This window comes from Microcoleus sp. AT9b-C3, from assembly GCF_036705485.1.
GTDB lineage: Bacteria > Cyanobacteriota > Cyanobacteriia > Cyanobacteriales > Microcoleaceae > Microcoleus.
The window spans coordinates 12,440-29,971 of sequence record NZ_JAUBUR010000027.1 but is presented as its reverse complement, the minus strand read 5'-3'; the positions used below and the strand labels follow the sequence as shown (position 1 = coordinate 29,971).

At 45.0% G+C, this 17,532-nt stretch carries 19 protein-coding genes; 18 read left to right on the top strand and 1 reads right to left on the bottom strand.

Annotated elements, in window-relative coordinates:
• Positions 1–58: 58 nt before the first annotated feature.
• Positions 59–688, bottom strand: a complete 630-nt coding sequence (locus QUB77_RS22105) for a hypothetical protein (RefSeq protein WP_333278985.1) — start codon at positions 686–688, stop codon at positions 59–61.
• A gap of 208 nt (positions 689–896) precedes the next feature.
• Here QUB77_RS22105 and QUB77_RS22100 point away from each other — a divergent pair, with 208 nt between their 5' ends.
• The 18 genes from QUB77_RS22100 to QUB77_RS22015 all read left to right on the top strand — a co-directional run bounded on the left by QUB77_RS22100 (position 897) and on the right by QUB77_RS22015 (position 17,393).
• Positions 897–1,226 (top strand): hypothetical protein, encoded by a 330-nt coding sequence (locus QUB77_RS22100; RefSeq protein ID WP_333323433.1) that lies wholly within the window; start codon positions 897–899, stop codon positions 1,224–1,226.
• A 160-nt stretch (positions 1,227–1,386) separates the two neighbouring features.
• Positions 1,387–1,953 (top strand): hypothetical protein, encoded by a 567-nt coding sequence (locus QUB77_RS22095; protein ID WP_333323431.1) that lies wholly within the window; start codon positions 1,387–1,389, stop codon positions 1,951–1,953.
• A complete protein-coding gene (locus tag QUB77_RS22090) occupies positions 1,950–2,135 on the top strand; it encodes a hypothetical protein (RefSeq protein ID WP_333278981.1) in 186 nt (61 codons plus the stop codon). Before QUB77_RS22095 ends, QUB77_RS22090 begins: the two co-directional genes overlap by 4 nt.
• A 108-nt stretch (positions 2,136–2,243) precedes the next feature.
• On the top strand, positions 2,244–2,582 hold the full coding sequence (locus tag QUB77_RS22085) for a hypothetical protein (protein ID WP_333323429.1): 339 nt from the start codon (positions 2,244–2,246) through the stop codon (positions 2,580–2,582).
• Complete coding sequence (locus QUB77_RS22080) at positions 2,560–3,156, top strand: hypothetical protein (RefSeq protein WP_333323427.1); 597 nt, start codon at positions 2,560–2,562, stop codon at positions 3,154–3,156. The genes QUB77_RS22085 and QUB77_RS22080 overlap by 23 nt, the downstream gene beginning before the upstream one ends.
• Before the next feature lie 312 nt (positions 3,157–3,468).
• A complete protein-coding gene (locus tag QUB77_RS22075) occupies positions 3,469–3,654 on the top strand; it encodes a hypothetical protein (RefSeq protein WP_333323425.1) in 186 nt (61 codons plus the stop codon).
• A gap of 100 nt (positions 3,655–3,754) precedes the next feature.
• A complete protein-coding gene (locus QUB77_RS22070; protein WP_333323423.1) occupies positions 3,755–3,961 on the top strand; it encodes a hypothetical protein in 207 nt (68 codons plus the stop codon).
• A 190-nt stretch (positions 3,962–4,151) separates the two neighbouring features.
• Positions 4,152–4,481: a hypothetical protein gene (locus QUB77_RS22065; RefSeq protein WP_333323421.1), complete on the top strand. Its 330-nt coding sequence runs from the start codon at positions 4,152–4,154 to the stop codon at positions 4,479–4,481.
• Between the two features lie 6 nt (positions 4,482–4,487).
• Positions 4,488–4,706: a hypothetical protein gene (locus QUB77_RS22060; protein ID WP_333323419.1), complete on the top strand. Its 219-nt coding sequence runs from the start codon at positions 4,488–4,490 to the stop codon at positions 4,704–4,706.
• A gap of 12 nt (positions 4,707–4,718) precedes the next feature.
• The gene (locus QUB77_RS22055) at positions 4,719–5,522 is read left to right on the top strand and encodes a hypothetical protein (RefSeq protein ID WP_333323418.1); all 804 of its coding nucleotides are present in this window, start codon (positions 4,719–4,721) and stop codon (positions 5,520–5,522) included.
• 2 nt (positions 5,523–5,524) lie between these two features.
• Positions 5,525–6,001 (top strand): hypothetical protein, encoded by a 477-nt coding sequence (locus QUB77_RS22050; RefSeq protein WP_333323416.1) that lies wholly within the window; start codon positions 5,525–5,527, stop codon positions 5,999–6,001.
• Positions 5,923–7,857, top strand: a complete 1,935-nt coding sequence (locus QUB77_RS22045; protein WP_333323414.1) for a hypothetical protein — start codon at positions 5,923–5,925, stop codon at positions 7,855–7,857. The genes QUB77_RS22050 and QUB77_RS22045 overlap by 79 nt, the downstream gene beginning before the upstream one ends.
• A 2-nt stretch (positions 7,858–7,859) precedes the next feature.
• The gene (locus tag QUB77_RS22040) at positions 7,860–8,084 is read left to right on the top strand and encodes a hypothetical protein (protein WP_333323412.1); all 225 of its coding nucleotides are present in this window, start codon (positions 7,860–7,862) and stop codon (positions 8,082–8,084) included.
• Positions 8,084–8,377: a hypothetical protein gene (locus tag QUB77_RS22035; RefSeq protein ID WP_333323410.1), complete on the top strand. Its 294-nt coding sequence runs from the start codon at positions 8,084–8,086 to the stop codon at positions 8,375–8,377. The genes QUB77_RS22040 and QUB77_RS22035 overlap by 1 nt, the downstream gene beginning before the upstream one ends.
• Positions 8,378–8,545: 168 nt before the next feature.
• Positions 8,546–9,418 carry a 3'-5' exonuclease gene (locus tag QUB77_RS22030; RefSeq protein WP_333323408.1) on the top strand — a complete coding sequence of 291 codons (873 nt, stop codon included), beginning with the start codon at positions 8,546–8,548 and terminating at the stop codon, positions 9,416–9,418.
• 79 nt (positions 9,419–9,497) lie between these two features.
• A complete protein-coding gene (locus tag QUB77_RS22025; RefSeq protein ID WP_333323406.1) occupies positions 9,498–10,202 on the top strand; it encodes an element excision factor XisI family protein in 705 nt (234 codons plus the stop codon).
• A 218-nt stretch (positions 10,203–10,420) separates the two neighbouring features.
• Positions 10,421–16,714 carry a hypothetical protein gene (locus QUB77_RS22020; protein ID WP_333323403.1) on the top strand — a complete coding sequence of 2,098 codons (6,294 nt, stop codon included), beginning with the start codon at positions 10,421–10,423 and terminating at the stop codon, positions 16,712–16,714.
• On the top strand, positions 16,671–17,393 hold the full coding sequence (locus QUB77_RS22015) for a hypothetical protein (protein ID WP_333313501.1): 723 nt from the start codon (positions 16,671–16,673) through the stop codon (positions 17,391–17,393). The genes QUB77_RS22020 and QUB77_RS22015 overlap by 44 nt, the downstream gene beginning before the upstream one ends.
• Positions 17,394–17,532 lie beyond the last annotated feature (139 nt).

Below are 17,532 nucleotides of genomic sequence, written 5' to 3'. Positions count from 1 at the left end.
ATCCGGGGCGTCGCCATCGCCCGTTTGTTAATTTGCAACGCCTCGAATGCGATCGCTATTAGCCGGACTCATCACCTATCCCCGGAATTCTCCAAGGGTCGATGCCGTTTTCTCGAAGCAGCCGTTCGTAGTGGTCGCGCTCTAATCTAGCTTCGTCTTCGATCCAAAATGCCTCTCTGATATCGCGCTCAAGCTCTTGAACTCGCTGACTGAGCAATTCGTCTCGTTCCTCTTCGCTTCGGGTAACGCCGAAAGCCTTGTCAAAGCGACGTTCGAGAGTTTCTGTTGCTAATCCTGTAACCAGGAAGAACGCTTGCTTGTTCCCTCGAAAAGATTCCCAGTGCCAGTAGAGGATAACGATTTCGAGAGGCACTCCCCTAATCCGAGTCTGTCCCTGGTTTCCTTCAACCCCAAGGTCTACCGAAAACTGTTCCACTGCGTAGGCATCTGTTGAAATGGCTGCAACGGTATCTTCAGTCAAAAAATCGAAAGTGCCTCCAGCCTCAGAGAGCAAGCGTTTCAGAGCTTTTGAACGTAAAAAATCGAAAGTGCTTCTAGCTGGTTTCCCCACACATTCAGCCGCTTGTGTCTGGCTCATCCGATAACTGCCATCGGGCAACATGAACCCATCGACTGTTAGGGAACCTATTTGTACCGAGGCTCGAACGGCTCTAACTGATTCGCTCATACTTTCTCCCCTGTTATGCCTTTAATGTTCCGCTTGCTGATTGTTGTCGCCGGTTTCCTGTGTGCCAACGCTGCGGTTTTGCTAAGTCTGAGCTTTGTTCGCAAACCGCTGTGGAGTTTTAACCATTCGTTACATGATATTATCGTGTAAATCCAAACGATTCTATCTCTATAAGATACCATAACTTATATGGTAAACGAGGTAGTTTATGTTTGCACTAAAAAGACGTTCTATCGATAAATTTGTAAAACCTGTGAAAGCACGCGAGTTTTGTAGGCTGTGGTTCAATGCCGATGCCCAGATGGAAGCTACTAGGGGCTATAGAGCGGAATGTGTTCGCTTGTTGAGTCGTATCCTAGCCGTGCAAACAGAGACTATTTCGAGTAAATGGGGAAGCGGCATTGATTTTGAGAAAATGCCCGAACAGTACGAACGCACCCTCGCTTATGCCAATTCTCTCCGTTCTATCCTCGACGCGGCGGGCAGCAATCCCGAACTCTCCAACATCATTGCCGAACGCCTCAAACAATCGCGCTAACCAATAACCCGAAAATAATACCTTCTAAGAGACGGTAAACTTCTTGACAGCCCCGAACGCAGGTTTTAGGGTGGGAGTGACGCCCCGGCGCAGTGCGGCAAACACAGATGCCGGGACTTCTCCCATTCGCTGATAACACCAGCTACCAAGGAGCAGCCTTATGTTCGCAGATTACGGGCAGCCATCGCAACCAGCCCAACCAAGCTTTGTAGAAATACCCAATCCCCGCGTCACCACCACAATGGGGCGCATGGAAGTGACCGACGTTCGTTCTGAAACCGTCATGGGTCGCTTACTCGATGACCGAGATAATCCGATAAAGGAAGACGGACAACCGATTTACCTGTGCGTTCGGAAACATGAGATTTTGTGTGCCACCGAACGAACCAACGTGATGAGTTGGTGGGAACTTGTAGAACAAGCGCTGACTCCGTACACAGCACCCAGAAAATATTCCCTCGAATCCTTAATCAACCGATTGGACGGACTCAACTTAGATGAGCTCTACACTTTACGAACCTTCGTTTGTTTGGAAAGCGACCCGTTTCAAGCGTATTCGGGTAGCGTCAACAACGACTTATCCCACTTGCAGGCTTGGTTCCCGACAGTGAGAGTTCTTTGCCGCGTTGAACAAAACCAACTAGCAAGCGCACTGTGTTGGCGAATATCAAGCGAATCCAACGCACCGACAGCACCTACACCTGGTGATGGGAGGGACGATCGGTGAAAGCACTCAAAAGCCATCAATTCAAGTGGAGCGTTACCGTCACCCGCAAGTACAATCCACCCCGCCAGATTATAGTTTTCGGGCGATCGCAAGTAGAAGCACTCCAAGGGGCGGTATCTTCTGCCCGCGAAGTCTGGGGTATCTGGGATGCCAAATCATTTAGCACGCCGGAAAGGAAATAATTTTTTTTGATTCTTCGTTAGCTACTTCGGGCGACTCCGAAAACAGCTAACGAAGAATCAGAGTTTCGGGTGATGTAGCCCGCCAAGTAGCCAATCAAATGCCAGAAAATGCCAACACCTAAAAAGCCTGTAGACGTAGCTGTTTTTAACAGTCGATGCGGTCAATGGAACCATCGCAATTACTTCAGAGCAGAAGTAAGGGTAATTCTAGGTAAAGGGGGAAAACCGATGCCTGAAGCTACTTTCAAAACCAGACTTGCCCTTTTAGAAGCAGAATGCCCTGAGTTTCAGAGACAACCTTACCGCCGGACATTTTCTCAATTTCATTTGAACTGCTTGCTAACCCTAGAAACTTGGATTATGGAAGCCAACCGCTGCATTGCCGCTGTTCGAGAACGATTAGCACAAGAAGGATTACCCACCCATGAATACCGAACCGACAATTGACCGCCGCGACATCAAAGCCAAATGGGGACTCAACAAAGTTTCTGACGTAACCAACGCTCGCAAAGCTTTAGGACACCCCGATTGGCAAAACTCTAAGTTCAACTCCGACGATGCTGTAGAACTCGACCTTTATTTCGAGCTGGTACTGAATCAGCGAATTGCACCCGGTTTGGCACTCAAACAAGTAGTTGGAACTCGGAACGGACGCGGTGAATACTGCAACGACATCGACTCAGAAGCGATCGCCAGCGACCAGAAACGCGATGCTGAAGAAGAGAAAAGCGGAGCGATACAAGCAATTGAAGGAATGACTCGCGAAGCATCCTTGGGGATGGCCGATGTTGCTGGAGCCGTTAGCGACCAAATGCTAGATGCCTTTAAGATTTCTCTGAGTGCAAATCTGACCCACGGTTTGACCGATATGGCGTCGAATATCCGAAGTAATTTTAGCGTTCTCACCGAGGCCGTAAAAGCAGCTCCCTTGGATTTACGGGATGCCAATTTGCCAATCCCAAAGCCTGTTTTACCAACCAAGTCAGTACCGCCACGCAGGATTTCACCAGGACTCTGGTAGGCGCTCATCAAGAGTTGGGGGAAGCCCTAGCTTTAAGGCAAGCTCAAAGGGAAAAGATGCTTTTAAATCTCATCTTTTTCCTGAGCCTACAACGGGGGAGAGAACCTAAACAACCTGGCATTATATTGCCCCCCAATCGCAATTATGCTGAAGAAACAATCGCGCTAATGAGGTTTGTCTGATGCTGGACAGTTACGGTTTTATTGAGTTGTATTTAGTGTGTCCTGGATTGAGATTGTGGCGGGTCGTTAAGTCTAAACTGGCTGCAATTAGCCAAGTGAGCGAAGTAGCAGTATTAGTGGGAGGATGCGCTTGAAAATCAGAGAAGTTTTGGCAACAGTTAAACACTGCAATTCAGGAGGGCAAGAACAAAAACTGGTACACATCCTGTTTACTGACAGAGATGAAAAGTACCAGTTACTAAAGCCTTACTGTGTGGAATATGGCAAAAATGTCATCTTTAGCAAGACAGACAACGAGATTTTGTTACCGGATTGAGCAAGGCGCACATATAGAGCGAAGGAGTACAGCTTAAATGTAGCAGTCAAGGACAGGTTTACATTTCATTCAGTCCCAAGGAAACTTCGAGGTAACAACTATGTCAGATAAACTCTTGTCAATTTATGCGTCGCTCCTGTTTGCAGCTATCCCCGCTATGCTACTTTACGCAGGTCACTCTATCTACCACGACGGTTATCGGCAAGCCGTAAAAGATTTACCACCCACGGTAGTTCAAGGCGACCAGAATATCGACAACAGCACGAATCACAACTATCAATTTTCGCCATCAATAGGAGGTAAGTAAAATGAATGCTTTTCTTGAGTTCATGCTACTTGGATACGAAAGGTATCCGAAAGTACACAATCTCAAACTTTTAGCTAAAGGATGCCTAATTGTAGGAGTGATTGTTGTTAGGGATGACTTCGACGGTGGTTTTCAGAAACCAGAATCCATCAATCTTTCGACTGCGAACGAGAATCATAGGAGGTAAGGAATGTTTTTTACAAAACTCCTCAACTTGCTGCCGCCTTCCATTGTTCGGTTCATAGGGAATAGCAGTTTTGCGAATCTTACCGAACGGCAAAGAATAGAAACTTGGATTGTCATTGAAAAGCCCCAAGAGCTAGATTTGCAACCCGATTCTTACTATTATTGCGGGCTGCAACTCAAGATAGTTCCTTCGTCCCCATCTTGGAATTGGTTCGTGTACGACGGACGCGGAATTGATTTGATAGACTGCGGAACCGAACCGACGGAGGAAGCAGCAATCGCATCGGCAAAAAAGTGGATTGATGATTTCTTGAGCGATGAGGTGATCGCTTAGAAAATCATGTTTAATTTGTTTAATTGGCTAGGACTTCCCACTCGACAAAAAACTTACCGCCTGCGAATTACTGACTCGCAAGGCAATCAAACCTACACTCGCGTTGCTGCTGACAGTGGATTCGATGCGCTCGATAAAGTAGCAGCACAATTGCCCCGACTACAACCAGGAGAAACCCGAAGCATCAAATGTTTTGATTGCATACCCACCCGCAGAATGGATTAAAGGAGACCAACCATGAGTGCAATTGTTAAATACACAGGCGGTGGAGCCATAGCCCCAGCCCTAGTCGGAAAAGTCAAAGCATTTGATAGCGCACCTGAAATGTTGACTTCTTTTCAGGGATACTACGGTTTCGACCCATCAGCGTTTGCGGGGATGTCCGAGGAAGAATTGGGAGCATTCGTAGATTCGGTTGAAGCAATCAAGTTTCTCATTGACAACCTCGATAAGTTAGAAAAACACGTCAACGACTATATTGACGGCGTTGTCAAATACAACGAGTTTGTAGCCCGATGCGTCAAAGCCGGTGCTAAGGGCATGGAGAAGATCGATCGGGCCACGCTCGACGTGTTCTTGGCATGGAAAGGTTGGCAGGCTAATACCAAAAAGCTAGCCAAAGATTCGGATGTTGGTGTCAGACTTCTCGACCAAGAAGTTACCGATTACGGCGATTTAGCAGAATACGACCTTGAGATTTCTCTTCAGATAGTGGCTAATAGATTAGCCCGCAGAAAAGCGGTACTCTCCCAAAAGCCAGAACAAGAAGAAGCACTTTTCTCGTGGCGACAAGAAGCTCAAGAAGCCCAAAAGGCAGAGAAACAAAGGATTCAAGATTTAATCGCTTACGGTACTCGCGGGAAATACGGTTTGCCATCATCGAGTAGCCCGCAATTGAGTCCTGCCAGCAGCGCTACCAATAACGCTACTAATAACGCTACCAATAACGCTACCAATAACGCTAGCAATAACGCTAGCAAGGCAAGCGGTTGGCTAAAAAAATGGGGCGGTAAAGCCTTTGATTATTTCTCAGGGAAGTAGCCATGCAGTTACCACCATTTCTTATTCCCAAACCTCAAAATCCTCCTGTTGCTCCACCTTCACAACAACTACAACTCCCAGAATTAGAAGAATCAGACCAATTGAGGTTTCTCAAGAACTTAAATAGCTTCTGCGGTCAAGGATTTTGGTTTGCGGTTGGCCTATCCATTGCTCACGTTTCGAGGATTGTCAGTGCTCCTGTAATGCTCGTCGCAGTGATTTTAGTAGCCGGGTTCCTGTTTGTAGTAAAACCGAAAAACCCAACCTCTTATTTACTATCCATGAGGCGGATTAGCGGATTGGTGGTGATTGTCGGAACTATTGCTGCATTTTGGGATGTGGCGTGGCTACTGGCAAATATGCCTTTAAGCGTAGGCTTTGGCTTCGGGTTCATCCCAGTGTGGCAGCTTGTCCTGATTGTTGGTGTATCGGTGGCCTTGCTTTTGTTGGTCGCACTGCTGCGGAGGTGGATGCGGTGAAAAGTGCGATCGCCTGTGTGATTGTGGGCATCGGATGTAGCGGGTTCAGTTTATTCGGCTACTTTGACAAACACGTCAGCTACTGCAATAAAGCTACAAACCCCTGTACGCCTGTTGTGGTAACGGGTTCCCAGTATCCCAAGAATGCCAAGTTTGTGAAGCTGCATCAAGGCTGGGGGCTGCTGCGTACAACATCCGGCGTAATTGCTGCAATCAGCTTTGGTGCGGGTTATTTTGCATCGGGTGCAGCATCGGTGAAGCAGAGAAAGAGCGAGGAAGAGGCTGCGATATTTGAGGCACGGCAAAAGCAGTTAGAAGCAACTACAAGCGACATTTTGGATGAGGAAGAAATCCAGAAAACAGCGATTGCTGCTGACTTGAGAGTGAAGGATTTCAAGCGCGAACTCTACGACGGCTACAACACGCTTTACTTGGAGAAGAATCCCGAACTGTTGGAGGCTTTAACTACTGCCATTCCCGCATCTTTGCCCGCTCCAATGGAATCAAAGTCCGATGAACTTGAAAATGCGGAACCTCCATCAAACACAGCATCCGCAGCAAACAGCAATCAATTATTGGGCGTAGAACTGCCAGCAACTCCCAAATTAGGAGTGAAGTTCTTTGATTGGAAGCAGTTTAGGGAGACTCCCGACAACTTTTCTCACATCCGTGCTGTAGGTGCCACAAATAGCGGAAAAACGACACTGGTTGATTGGTTGATGGATGTCATTCCCTCAGATAGAAAGTGGGTTTGCACCATCAAAAGAAAACCCCACCAGTGGCAGTTTATCGAGGTAATCGGAGTCCCAGAAGATTACGAAGCTATTCGGCATTCGATGCTATCCGTTCGGGCTGAAAGAATCCGGCGTACCGAACTGATGGCGAAGGGCATCGACTTTCCGCGCTGGAGTATAGCATTTGATGAGTGGAAGGCTCAAACTCGAAATATTAAAGCCATTATCGACCGCAAAACTAAACAGATAATCTCACCTTCAGCTAGGGATTTGCAGGGAGAAAATCTTACCCTGGGTCGGGAACTAAAAATGCGGATATTTGCGCTAGCTCAGGGCAGACAAATAATGACCTGGGGATTGCAAGGCGAGAGCGATTTGCTAGAATGTTTCTGCTCTATTTTCTTGGGCAAATTCGCTGTAGAAGAATGCGAAAGTTATCGCAACAAATTCCCCAAGAATTCCGAGCAATACGCCAAGTACCAACAAGTGCGGGATTACTTGGAATCGCTGGGAAATCGGGCTGCGTGGATTAGCTGCGAGTTAGGAGAATTCCCCGCTGTTGTACCCGATTTGAGTCAATGGAAACGAGAACTTCCTAAGCGCTCATCAACTACAGAAACTTCCGTAAATTGTGAAACAATTCAAACAACTGAGTTGCCTGCAAACCAGGAAATTGAGGACACTCAAGAACTGTGGGAATTAGCCAAGAAGCGGCTCCTAGAATCCTGGCAGGCGGATGAAATTACTGCACGGGACGATACTGCTGCTTCATCAGAGAGTGAAGCGAACAAAGTGGCGAATGAAGCGAGTGAAGCGTTGCAGGATAAGGATTGCAGCACTACTTCCCTACTTCCCGAACCAGAGCGCTCGAAGGCGTTAGCGAGGGTGATGGCGCTTTTAAGCAAGCGGGGAAGCAGTGAAGCAGAGCGAATTAGTGAAGCGATAGGCCTGATTCCCGCTCAGCCAGACAAAGCGCTTTGGTTAAGTTTAAAAATTCTCCAGTTAGGAGTCACCGCAAGCAGTCGAGATGTGTTCGGCTGCGGTACGGGAGGTAAAGCATTCCAGAAAGCGAAAGATTGGTACGGTTTACTCGAATCAACATTTGGAAAAATTGTGGAGTAGTTATGAAATTCCCTTGGCAAAAACCAGACCGCAAAGACCAGCTTATCGAAACCTATCGCCAAGCCTTATCAGCCTATGCAGACCCGGCTAATTGGAGCGATGTTAGCTGTTACGGACACTTGAAACCGAGAAGGTGGAAAGGCGGTGGAGATGGTGCAGATTTGGCACTTCAAGCTTTACAACAAACTGAATACAGTCCAGCTAAAAAGTTACAAAAGGAGGATTGATGATGAAAATTACAGGCAAGAATGGCAAACCTTTGTATGGTGCTGCCCGAGAAGCAGTTCTCAGGAAACAGAGCAGAACTAATTGGCACAATGAAGAAGAAGTATCGATACTCTTTCAGTCCCTTGACGAACGCATAGTCCAATTGGAAGGCAGGCAAAGGCAAGCTCCCCTGGCTATTGTTGTGGCGTTAATCATTGGATGTGCTTTTGGAAGCATCGTTAAGCCTAACTTAGCAGCAATCGTAGTGGGTGCTAGTGCAGCCGGATTAGTGCTGGCAATTCGCAGACAATAATACTCATGGTATGACATAATTAGATGTCATTTAGTTTTGCAGCGGATGGCTCATCTCCCAGGCAACTGGGGGTTTTCTAGTTTCCTGATATTATTGATTGTAGCTGATTCTAAAAGCTAATCTTACAGGCAAAGCTTGCGCCACAAAAGAATCAATGGAGCAGCAAATATGGAGCTTGCAAAGTACAGTTGGTGGGGCGAATCCAACGAACCGCCACCGCACATGAAAACTAAAAAGCAACTGGGTGAACTTGGTTTATCGCCTCTGAAACCTTCAGGTGTTATTCCAACCCGAAAATACGATGTGTTTCTCTACGATATCCACAATCCCGAATGTTTCCGACCCAAAAGAAAGCCCTCTCCCAAACAGTTGGAAACTTTAGCAGCTAATCGCCTCAAAGCCAAAATCAAGCGGGATTATCGTGAGTGGTATCGCGAAGTAGGTTTCATAGAACGAGATAGAGTGAGTGCTGTTCTTTGGGCAAGAGAACAATTAAGCCAGAACGATTGGGTGATTCTGGATACTGAAACTACGGGGCTAGATGATGCGGAAATGGTGGAAATTGCCGTTATTAATCCGTTGGGAGACGCGCTGCTGAATACGCTCGTCAAACCCACAATTCCAATACCCGCAGAAGTAACAGATCTTCACGGCATTAGCGATGCAATGGTAGCCGATGCTCCGAGTTTCCCCGAAGTCTATCCTCGCATTGATGCAGCCCTGAAAGATAAACGAGTATTAATCTACAATTCTGCTTTTGATATCAAGATTTTAAATTACTGCTGTCAGTTGCATAGTTTGCCGATTTTGAAGTTGACAAAGCGCTCCGACTGCTTGATGGAATGGGCGGCACAGTGGAGGGGATATTGGAGCTACTATTACGAAGATTATAAGTATTTCCCTTTACCGAGCGGGAACCACCGAGCGTTAGGAGATTGCACGGCCGCTTTTGAGCTTATTAAACGAATGGCAGCGGATTCGGATCAAATTAATTGCCCCGTGCCGATTCCCCAGAGCAAGCGCAAATCCCAAAGTCAATGATGCCCCGTTAAATTGAGAGAATGTCAGCAGTCTGGAAGAAGAAGCTTATGATGAAGCAATTGGAGTTATCCCCAAAACTATGACAAACCCTGAGCCCCCTGACTATGCTGCTCTTATCCGCGCTGTAACTCCCAACAGCGAACGAAAGCATCCTGAGTGGCTAGACCCAGGACAGCCGCTCTTTTCGCCCAAGCGCGGACAAGGCGAGGTTATGTCTTGGATGGGTAACATACTCATAGCAAAGTTTCCCGGATACTCGATTCCCGTTCAATTCAAAAATTGGCAGCAATCTGTCGAAACGGGTGAAATCGCTCCTGTTAGCGCACCAGCATCCTCATCCCAATCTGAAGAAAAGGGTGCAGGTGAAGTAGAATCTGCTAGCTTTTGTCAGGTAAGTGCAGCAGAAATTGCCGCTATTCCTCAACCCAAATTTAGAGCGATCGCGCAAGAGTTAGCTTCACATCTTAGCGCTGTTCACATTACCCCTCCCGCATCTGGCTCGTTGTACGCCATTCCAAGAGACTTACCCTCTCCCTTACAAAATGCTCTTCGGGGATTGGGAATTCACGAACTGTATTCGCATCAAATTGAAGCCTTAGATTGCTTGCGTCAGGGTGGCGATTTAAGTATTGTGACTCCCACAGCATCGGGAAAAACGCGCTATGATGGAACCGAAGACGCAATTGCCGATTGGTTAGTAGCAAAGGGAGTGCCGAAGCAAGACATTGTGCTGGCATATCATGCGCCTTACGTGCGGCAGTATACAGAGTTTGCTCTAGGGTGAAACATCGCGACGACTCATGTGTTTGAGCCGGATGGTACGCCGAACTCGATCTAGAAAAGGAGATTCTGATGAAAGTAAGAAGAGTTTGACATACATCCGTCGTAATCTGCGGTATTTTTATATTATATTAGGTATTATACGGCAACAGCGATACAATTATAAGTTAGGCATACATGAATTTTTCTATTGTTTTGTTCTCGACTGCCTACGATTGATTAATGGAAAATGATCTAGTCAGATACTCAAGAGCAGGTGATGTATTTCACTACCGATGGGCAGCACGTCGCTGTCTCAGGATGTTACATCCAAAATCTTGCGTCAAATGCATAGTAATTGAAGGCTCAAAGGAAAATAAAGTTGCAGGGGAATATGTAATCGATGTTGCCGAATATACCGAAGATGCTCAAGGCTATGACAAAAAAATTACGTACTTTCAGCTAAAACATACAACCCAAAGAGTGGATGAGCCTTTTACATTAAGTGGGTTAAAAGATACCATTGAGGGATTTGCAAAACGATTTTCTGCTCTCTTATCCAGAGATGACAATACAGATGAATTTGGACTTGTAAGGTTCTCGGTAATAACTAATCGTAAAGTTGCCGATTTATTTAAGGAAGAAATTTCTTCAATCAAGAATGGAAGTCAAGCAGGAACGCAATTTAAGGAAACTCTTGAAAAATATACACAATTAAAAGATGCAAGGTTACAGGAGTTTTGTAACTCTATCGATCTAATTGATGGAGAAGGGAACTATATTGCACAACGACATGAATTACATACTGAAATTTCAGCGCTTTTAGCTGGAGCAGTTGACAATGCTCAAATTGACAGTTTGATTGCTCTTGTACAAGACAAGGCTCTACCTAACAACAACGGTGAGATAATTCGTGAAGAGATTCTAAAACGTCTTGGCGTTACGTCTGAAAGAGATCTATTTCCTGCGCCACTGGAGCTTGAGAAATTTAAAAACTTCATCAAGCGGGAGCAACATGAAATCTTACTTAATAGTGTCCTTGAAGCTTCTACACCTGTAATTATTCATGCGGGTGGCGGTGTAGGTAAATCAGTCTTCTCTCGTCAACTAGCAGAGTCTTTACCCACCGGCTCGTTAGGAATTGTTTACGATTGCTTCGGCTCTGGAAAATATCGAAATCGAAGTGAGTCTAGGCATCGCCATCGTGATGCTCTCGTTCAAATTGCGAATGAAATTGCATTGCATGGTTTATGCGAAATTCTGATACCGCGCTCTACTGATTTAGATGATGCAATTCTAAGAGCCTTTTTGTCGCGATTAAATACGGCTGCTACAGCCATAAAAAAAGTCGATAAAGATGCTGTTTTAGCTATTTTAATTGATGCGGCTGATAATGCAGAGATGGCGGCGAAAGAGTTCAGCGAGTCTTGTTTTGCTCATCAGCTATTGCGTGAGGAAGTTCCAGAAGGATGTCGGATTGTCACACTATGTAGAACCGAGCGTATCGACTTGCTCAAGCCTTTAAGTACAGTTCGACAGATTGAATTGAAACCCTTCAGTCAAGCAGAGACAGTGGTTCATCTTCGAGACTATTTTCCAAGTGCAACCGATATCGATGGGTTGGAGTTTCATCGCTTGACTGGTGGCAATCCGCGAGTACAAGCGAATGCACTGAGTATACACCAAAATACGGTTTCAGATGTTTTGGCTGGTCTTGGGCCTTCAGGTGCTACGGTTGAAGAACAGATTGCAGCACAGCTTGAATCCGCAATTTCTACGATTAAAGACAAGCTGCCTACTGATTTTCAAAGACATATTAATGCGATATGTCTAGGTCTTGCAAATTTAACTCCATTTATCCCGATTAATTTACTTGCTACCGCTGCCGAGGTTGAGGTTTCAACAGTTGTCAGCTTTGTCGCTGATTTGGGGCGACCTCTCTGGATATCGGAAAACTCAGTTCAATTTCGAGATGAGCCAACAGAAACTTGGTTTCGAGAGAGATTCTCTGCTTCAAATCAGCAGATTGAATCATATATCATGAGCCTTAAACCTTTGGCTTCAGAGTTTTCTTACGTCGCGCAAGTGCTACCTTCTCTGTTACTACAATCGGAAAACTATGATGAGCTTATCAGCTTAGCACTCTCTGACGATTATCTACCTGAAGATAACCCGATTGATGAACGTAATATACGGGTGTATCGCTTGCAATTCGCCTTCAAAGCAGCCTTAAAGCAAAAGCGATATGCTGACGCAGCAAAACTGGCTTTACGTGCAGGAGAAGAGGTTGCAGGTGATAAGCGACAGTTCGATCTTCTTACTCAAAATGTCGATCTGATTGCACCGCTACAGTCTCCACAGAGAGTTCAAGAATTGGCATTTCGGCGGATGTTACGGGGCAATTGGGATGGTTCAGCGAATGTATATTCTGCTTCACTTTTATCTTCAATTGAGGAATTTCAAGGGGAAGCCATAGCCTTTTTAAGATCGGCTAGCAATTGGCTGAGATTGTATTTCGAGGAGCGTAGCAAGAACGAAGACAAGATACACAGTGAAAAGCAGCTCAAAGAGGATGACATTGTGGAAATGGCAGTTGCCCATTTTCATCTTTATGGAGCGAGGAAATTAGTAGATTTTATTTGGGGTTGGCAGCCACCAGAAGTCGTGTTCCAAATTACCCGGTTGTTCATTAAGCGCCTTATTGACGCAGGAAACTTCACGGCAGTAGATGAAATTTCACAGCTTGGTTGCCGCAATCAATATTTGATGTTAGCCATAGCAGACGAACTAATGGCAGTGGGTAAGTTTCCTTCCAGAGACGCAATGCAACAGTGTTTGAGCTTGTTAACTCACAAGCGAGTACGTATCCCTAAACCTGCTGAGTATTGGAACGAACAAAGATTTACCTCAGCTATTGTTTCATTTGCAGAAGCAAGCTCGGCGATCGGACTATCTCAAACTCAAATTCTGCGGGTTTTGAACCACTATCTTCCTCAAAGAGCCTCGGGCTTAGTTAGTTCTGAATATCATGATGGCGAACGACATATTTTTCTTCGAGGAACCGCTTTAAGACTTGCAATTTCAGGCGATTTCGATCCCGATCTTAATGCCCTAATACCACAGAAGTTACTTGAAGATGAAAAAAAGTATCGACAAAATATAGAAGATCTCAAACAGGTTGTTGGCGCACTGTTACCGTGGTATTTTATTCGCTCTCGCATTCTACTTGGTAGCGGGGAAAATCTTGAGATCGCCTTTCAAGACGCGGATCGGCGTTCAAAGGAAGCGCGATCGCGGAGGTACAGACAAAATGACGACTTACCGTCTAAAATCGCTCGTGTACGCTTTGAATGCTTAGCTTTACAAAAGCCTTGCGATCGCTCTGAAGAAGGGCACACGATCGTAAAACTCTTCGATAACGAATACAAACTTTCGCTCAAGGATCATTTAAGTGCGGTTCGAGCAGCTTACCGTTTGGAACACCTTTCGGCACTTAAAAACCAGCTCGAGCAATCTTGCTATGAAGTCGTGAAGTCCATATCGGATGAGGGACCTGAAGCAAAAGCTGAATATTACATAGCGCTTGCTCGTGCTGTTCTTCCCGTAAGTCCTCTGGACGCAAAAGCTTATTTCGATTGTGCGATTGAGGCAGTCTCAATGTTCGGAGATGAACTGGTTGATAGATGGAAAGCAGTTGTCGCTATGGCGAAGCGTTCTGCCGAAGGTGGGCATTCTTCCCCGGAAATCGCCTATAGCTTCATACGTTGTGCTGAGTTAGTAGGTGAGTCCGTAGCTCGTGAAAAACATTGGAGTCGCAATGAAGCCATTCAAGTTTGTGCAAAATTATGCCCTTCGTCAGCTTTCGCCACTCTGAGTCGTTGGCGTGATCGAGATGTAGGATGGTTCGAGGGTCAACTTCTTGCTTTGGCTCGTGAAGCTGTGCGTTCTAAGATTATTGAACCATTAGTTGGTTGGTCGCTATCTGCATTTTCCTGGGACTATGATGGATATGATGAGTTTGTAGCGCTCTGCATAGAGACTGAATCTGATAAGACTCGTCGCCAGTACATCTTGGATACTGCTGTCCGAGATCTTAGGTTGAATGAGGCTTCCGAGAGCATCTGGCATAACCTTAAAAGAGTTAGCGATAGATTTTCACTAAAGAATAAAGACATTCAACAAGTTTTAGATTTTTATGCCGAACATCCACAGAGAAGCGATCGAGAGAAAGCTAGTCAAATCTCTCAGATTGACGAGCGAAAAGAATCAATAAGTATTGATTGGAAAGAGGTTTTTGCCGATCTAAAATTGACTAAAAGCATGGAAATAAGTGCTGCGATAGATCGCTTTAATGCCTTGCCTCACCCACGTTCTCATGAAGTTTTTTGGCAGGAATTCTTTAAGAGAATACCTGAAAGCCAAGCGAGTGAAATGCTTTTAGCATTACCTAATGTTGAAAAGGCTGATTTATATGATATGGAATATGCTTTATCTAATTTTCCAGATACATATCGTCAGAAAATAAGCGTCAAAAAATCGTGGAACAATGTTCTTTCATTGATTGCTCAGCGTTTTGCATATAAATTTACAAATTATTATCTAAAACAGTATTTTTTTGAAAAAATTAAACCTGATGATAGCGCACTTTCTTCAATTTATAAAGGAGTTCTTCAAGGACTATCAGAATCTTGCAATATAGTTGATGCAAGCACGCTTTTTGGTTTCTCCGAAATTGTATCATCATTTATCTCACCTCAAGACGCAGGCGCTCTGCTTGAGTTTGCACTTTCCCGCTTTGAAATACAGATTGACCGAGAGTATGCTGATGGTCATTGGGATAAGTGGCTGCTCCCACCTGACAACATTTCAGGTGCATTCACTGGTTTTATTTGGGCTGCGCTAGGTTCACCCCGCTCTGCCGTGCGATGGCAAGCTGCACATTGCGTCCGAAGGCTTGCAGAAGCGGGTTGCGATCGCGAAATTGACGGCTTAATCGAATGGATGAAGAGAGATTGTGTCAATGCTTTTGGCAGTCATGTATTTCCTTTTTATAATCTCCACGCAAGATTATATTTGTTGATAGCTTTAGCGCGGATAGCAATAGACAGCCCCGAAAAGTTAAGACGATATCACTCAATCTTTGCAGATCTTGCGCTTGATGGTTTACCCCATATACTCATCCAGAAATTTGCAGCCGAGATCGCTCTATCTATTGAAGCTGCTTTTCCAGAAACTTATGACAGTGGTGTGACTGAAAAGCTTCGCCAAGTAGGCATTAGCCAAATACCAGTCAAAGAAATAGACGGATATAGAGAAAACTTTGAAGAAACCCCTTGGCATACTAGAGGTGAGGTCGATCTCAATTTGAAACTTCACTTTAGTTGGGACTTGGAGCATTACTGGTTCGAGCCTCTGGGAAGAGTGTTCGGCATTCCAGAAAATCAAGTCGAGGAACTGGCACGTGAAGTTGTTCTTAAAGAATGGGATATTGAAATCAAGGATGAGTCCATTCACGATCCACGTAAGAACCTGTGGCATTCTCACCGTTATGAACGAGAAACATCGCATAGTCACGGAAGTTACCCTCGTACTGATGACTATAGTTTCTATATTTCTTACCATGCGATGCTTAGTGTCGCTGCGAAGTTATTGTTAGAGATGCCTGTCATTGATGAATATAATTGGTGCGATGACCAATGGACTGATTGGTTCCAACGGCATACTTTGACTCGTTCCGATCGTCTATGGTTAGCAGACCGACGCGATCCACCTCCACTAAAGCGACGTGCTTGGTTACAAGAGAAAATAACAGAGAATTGGAGACAAGAAATCAGGTCTGATGATTTCCTTGACGGTCTACTGATCGAGCATAATGGAAAAACTTGGTTAAATGTCAGAGGCTCTTGGAGTGACCGTAACGGTGAACCACAAGAAAGCTTTCATGTCACAAGTGCGCTTGTTTCGAGTGAAACCTCTGAGTCTTTGTTGAATGCGTTAAGCACTTGCGTCAATCCTTACGATTTTAAGCTGCCTGCTTATCAAGAAGACGAGATGGAGTTTAACGAATTCCCCTTTGAATTACAGGGATGGATTTGGAGAGGTTCACAAGATAATAGGCTTGATGCCACCGATCCATATGCAGGTGAGATTGATTATCCACCTTATAGAATCGGCAATTCAATCATTGAACGACTCAGACTTTCTGTAGACTTAGAGCGACGAAAATGGTTTATGCCAGGTACAGCTAAAGAATCACTTGTCTGTGAACTTTGGAGTTCATCTGAAAGAGAACATAGTGAAGAATCGCGTAGACATGGAATACGAATGAGTGCATCACTAGAGTTCCTCAAGATACTCTGTTCTACTCTCGATCGCGATCTCATCGTTGAAGTACAGATTCAGCGTCGTTTTTGTAGGTCTTCATATTACACTAGGAGCAATGATGACGGAGAATATTCAACCCCAAATAGCAAAATTTATATCCTCTCAGCAGATGGTAAGCTCAGAGATACAGGAACGTGCTATCAGCTTAGGTAAGGCTCTTGTTCGGGAGCTTGAACTTGAACCTGGCGTCGATACACTTTCACGGTGGATGGCACATTATATTGCTGAGCAAATTGCGATCGCAGAGAATGCGACAGACAATGCAAAAGTTGAAGCCGAACAGCGCTGCTTTAATACAATTCTTAAACTTTGGGAGCGCCGCTCATCATTACCAAATGATAGATATCCTTTTAAGAGTTTTGAACCGATTTTTAATACTCTGAATAGACTCGCTCCCGATAACTCTCGATCGCACTACTTTGATAACTCTCATTTTCATAAAACAGAAAGTGAATCCTCTGAAGAGCAAACTAATGAGGTTCAAATATGGATAAATATGGCACTCTCAATTGATGTTGCTGCACGTGTCTTGGTCGATTTTGCACTCAGGCAAGCTGCTTGCAATGCAGTAGAAGAAAAAACTGCTGTTTGGATTGAAAAATCCACAAATATTTCTGATAATAAATATGACGATATCTCCCTAATTGTCGATCTGCTTGGAGAACCTCAAGAAGGCGAACTCGAAGAAAAAGTTCGCGAACGCAAACGTCATGAATTAAGTTCAAAAATTGAACAACTAGATATGTTTATAGAGTTTAGCCAGTTACTGCGTGATGAACTGAGTGAAAATCTTGAGAATGCCTCAGACAAAGATTCCTGTATAGATGCCTAACGCTGACCACCCGTGCCTAACTCCTAAAATATCTAATGAACCCCTCCAGCACCAGCACCAGGTTTCACCTTTTTAAAACCCAAAACTGCAATCCCACTTAACAGCAAAGCAATTCCCACAAAGTAAAAACAATCGTTAA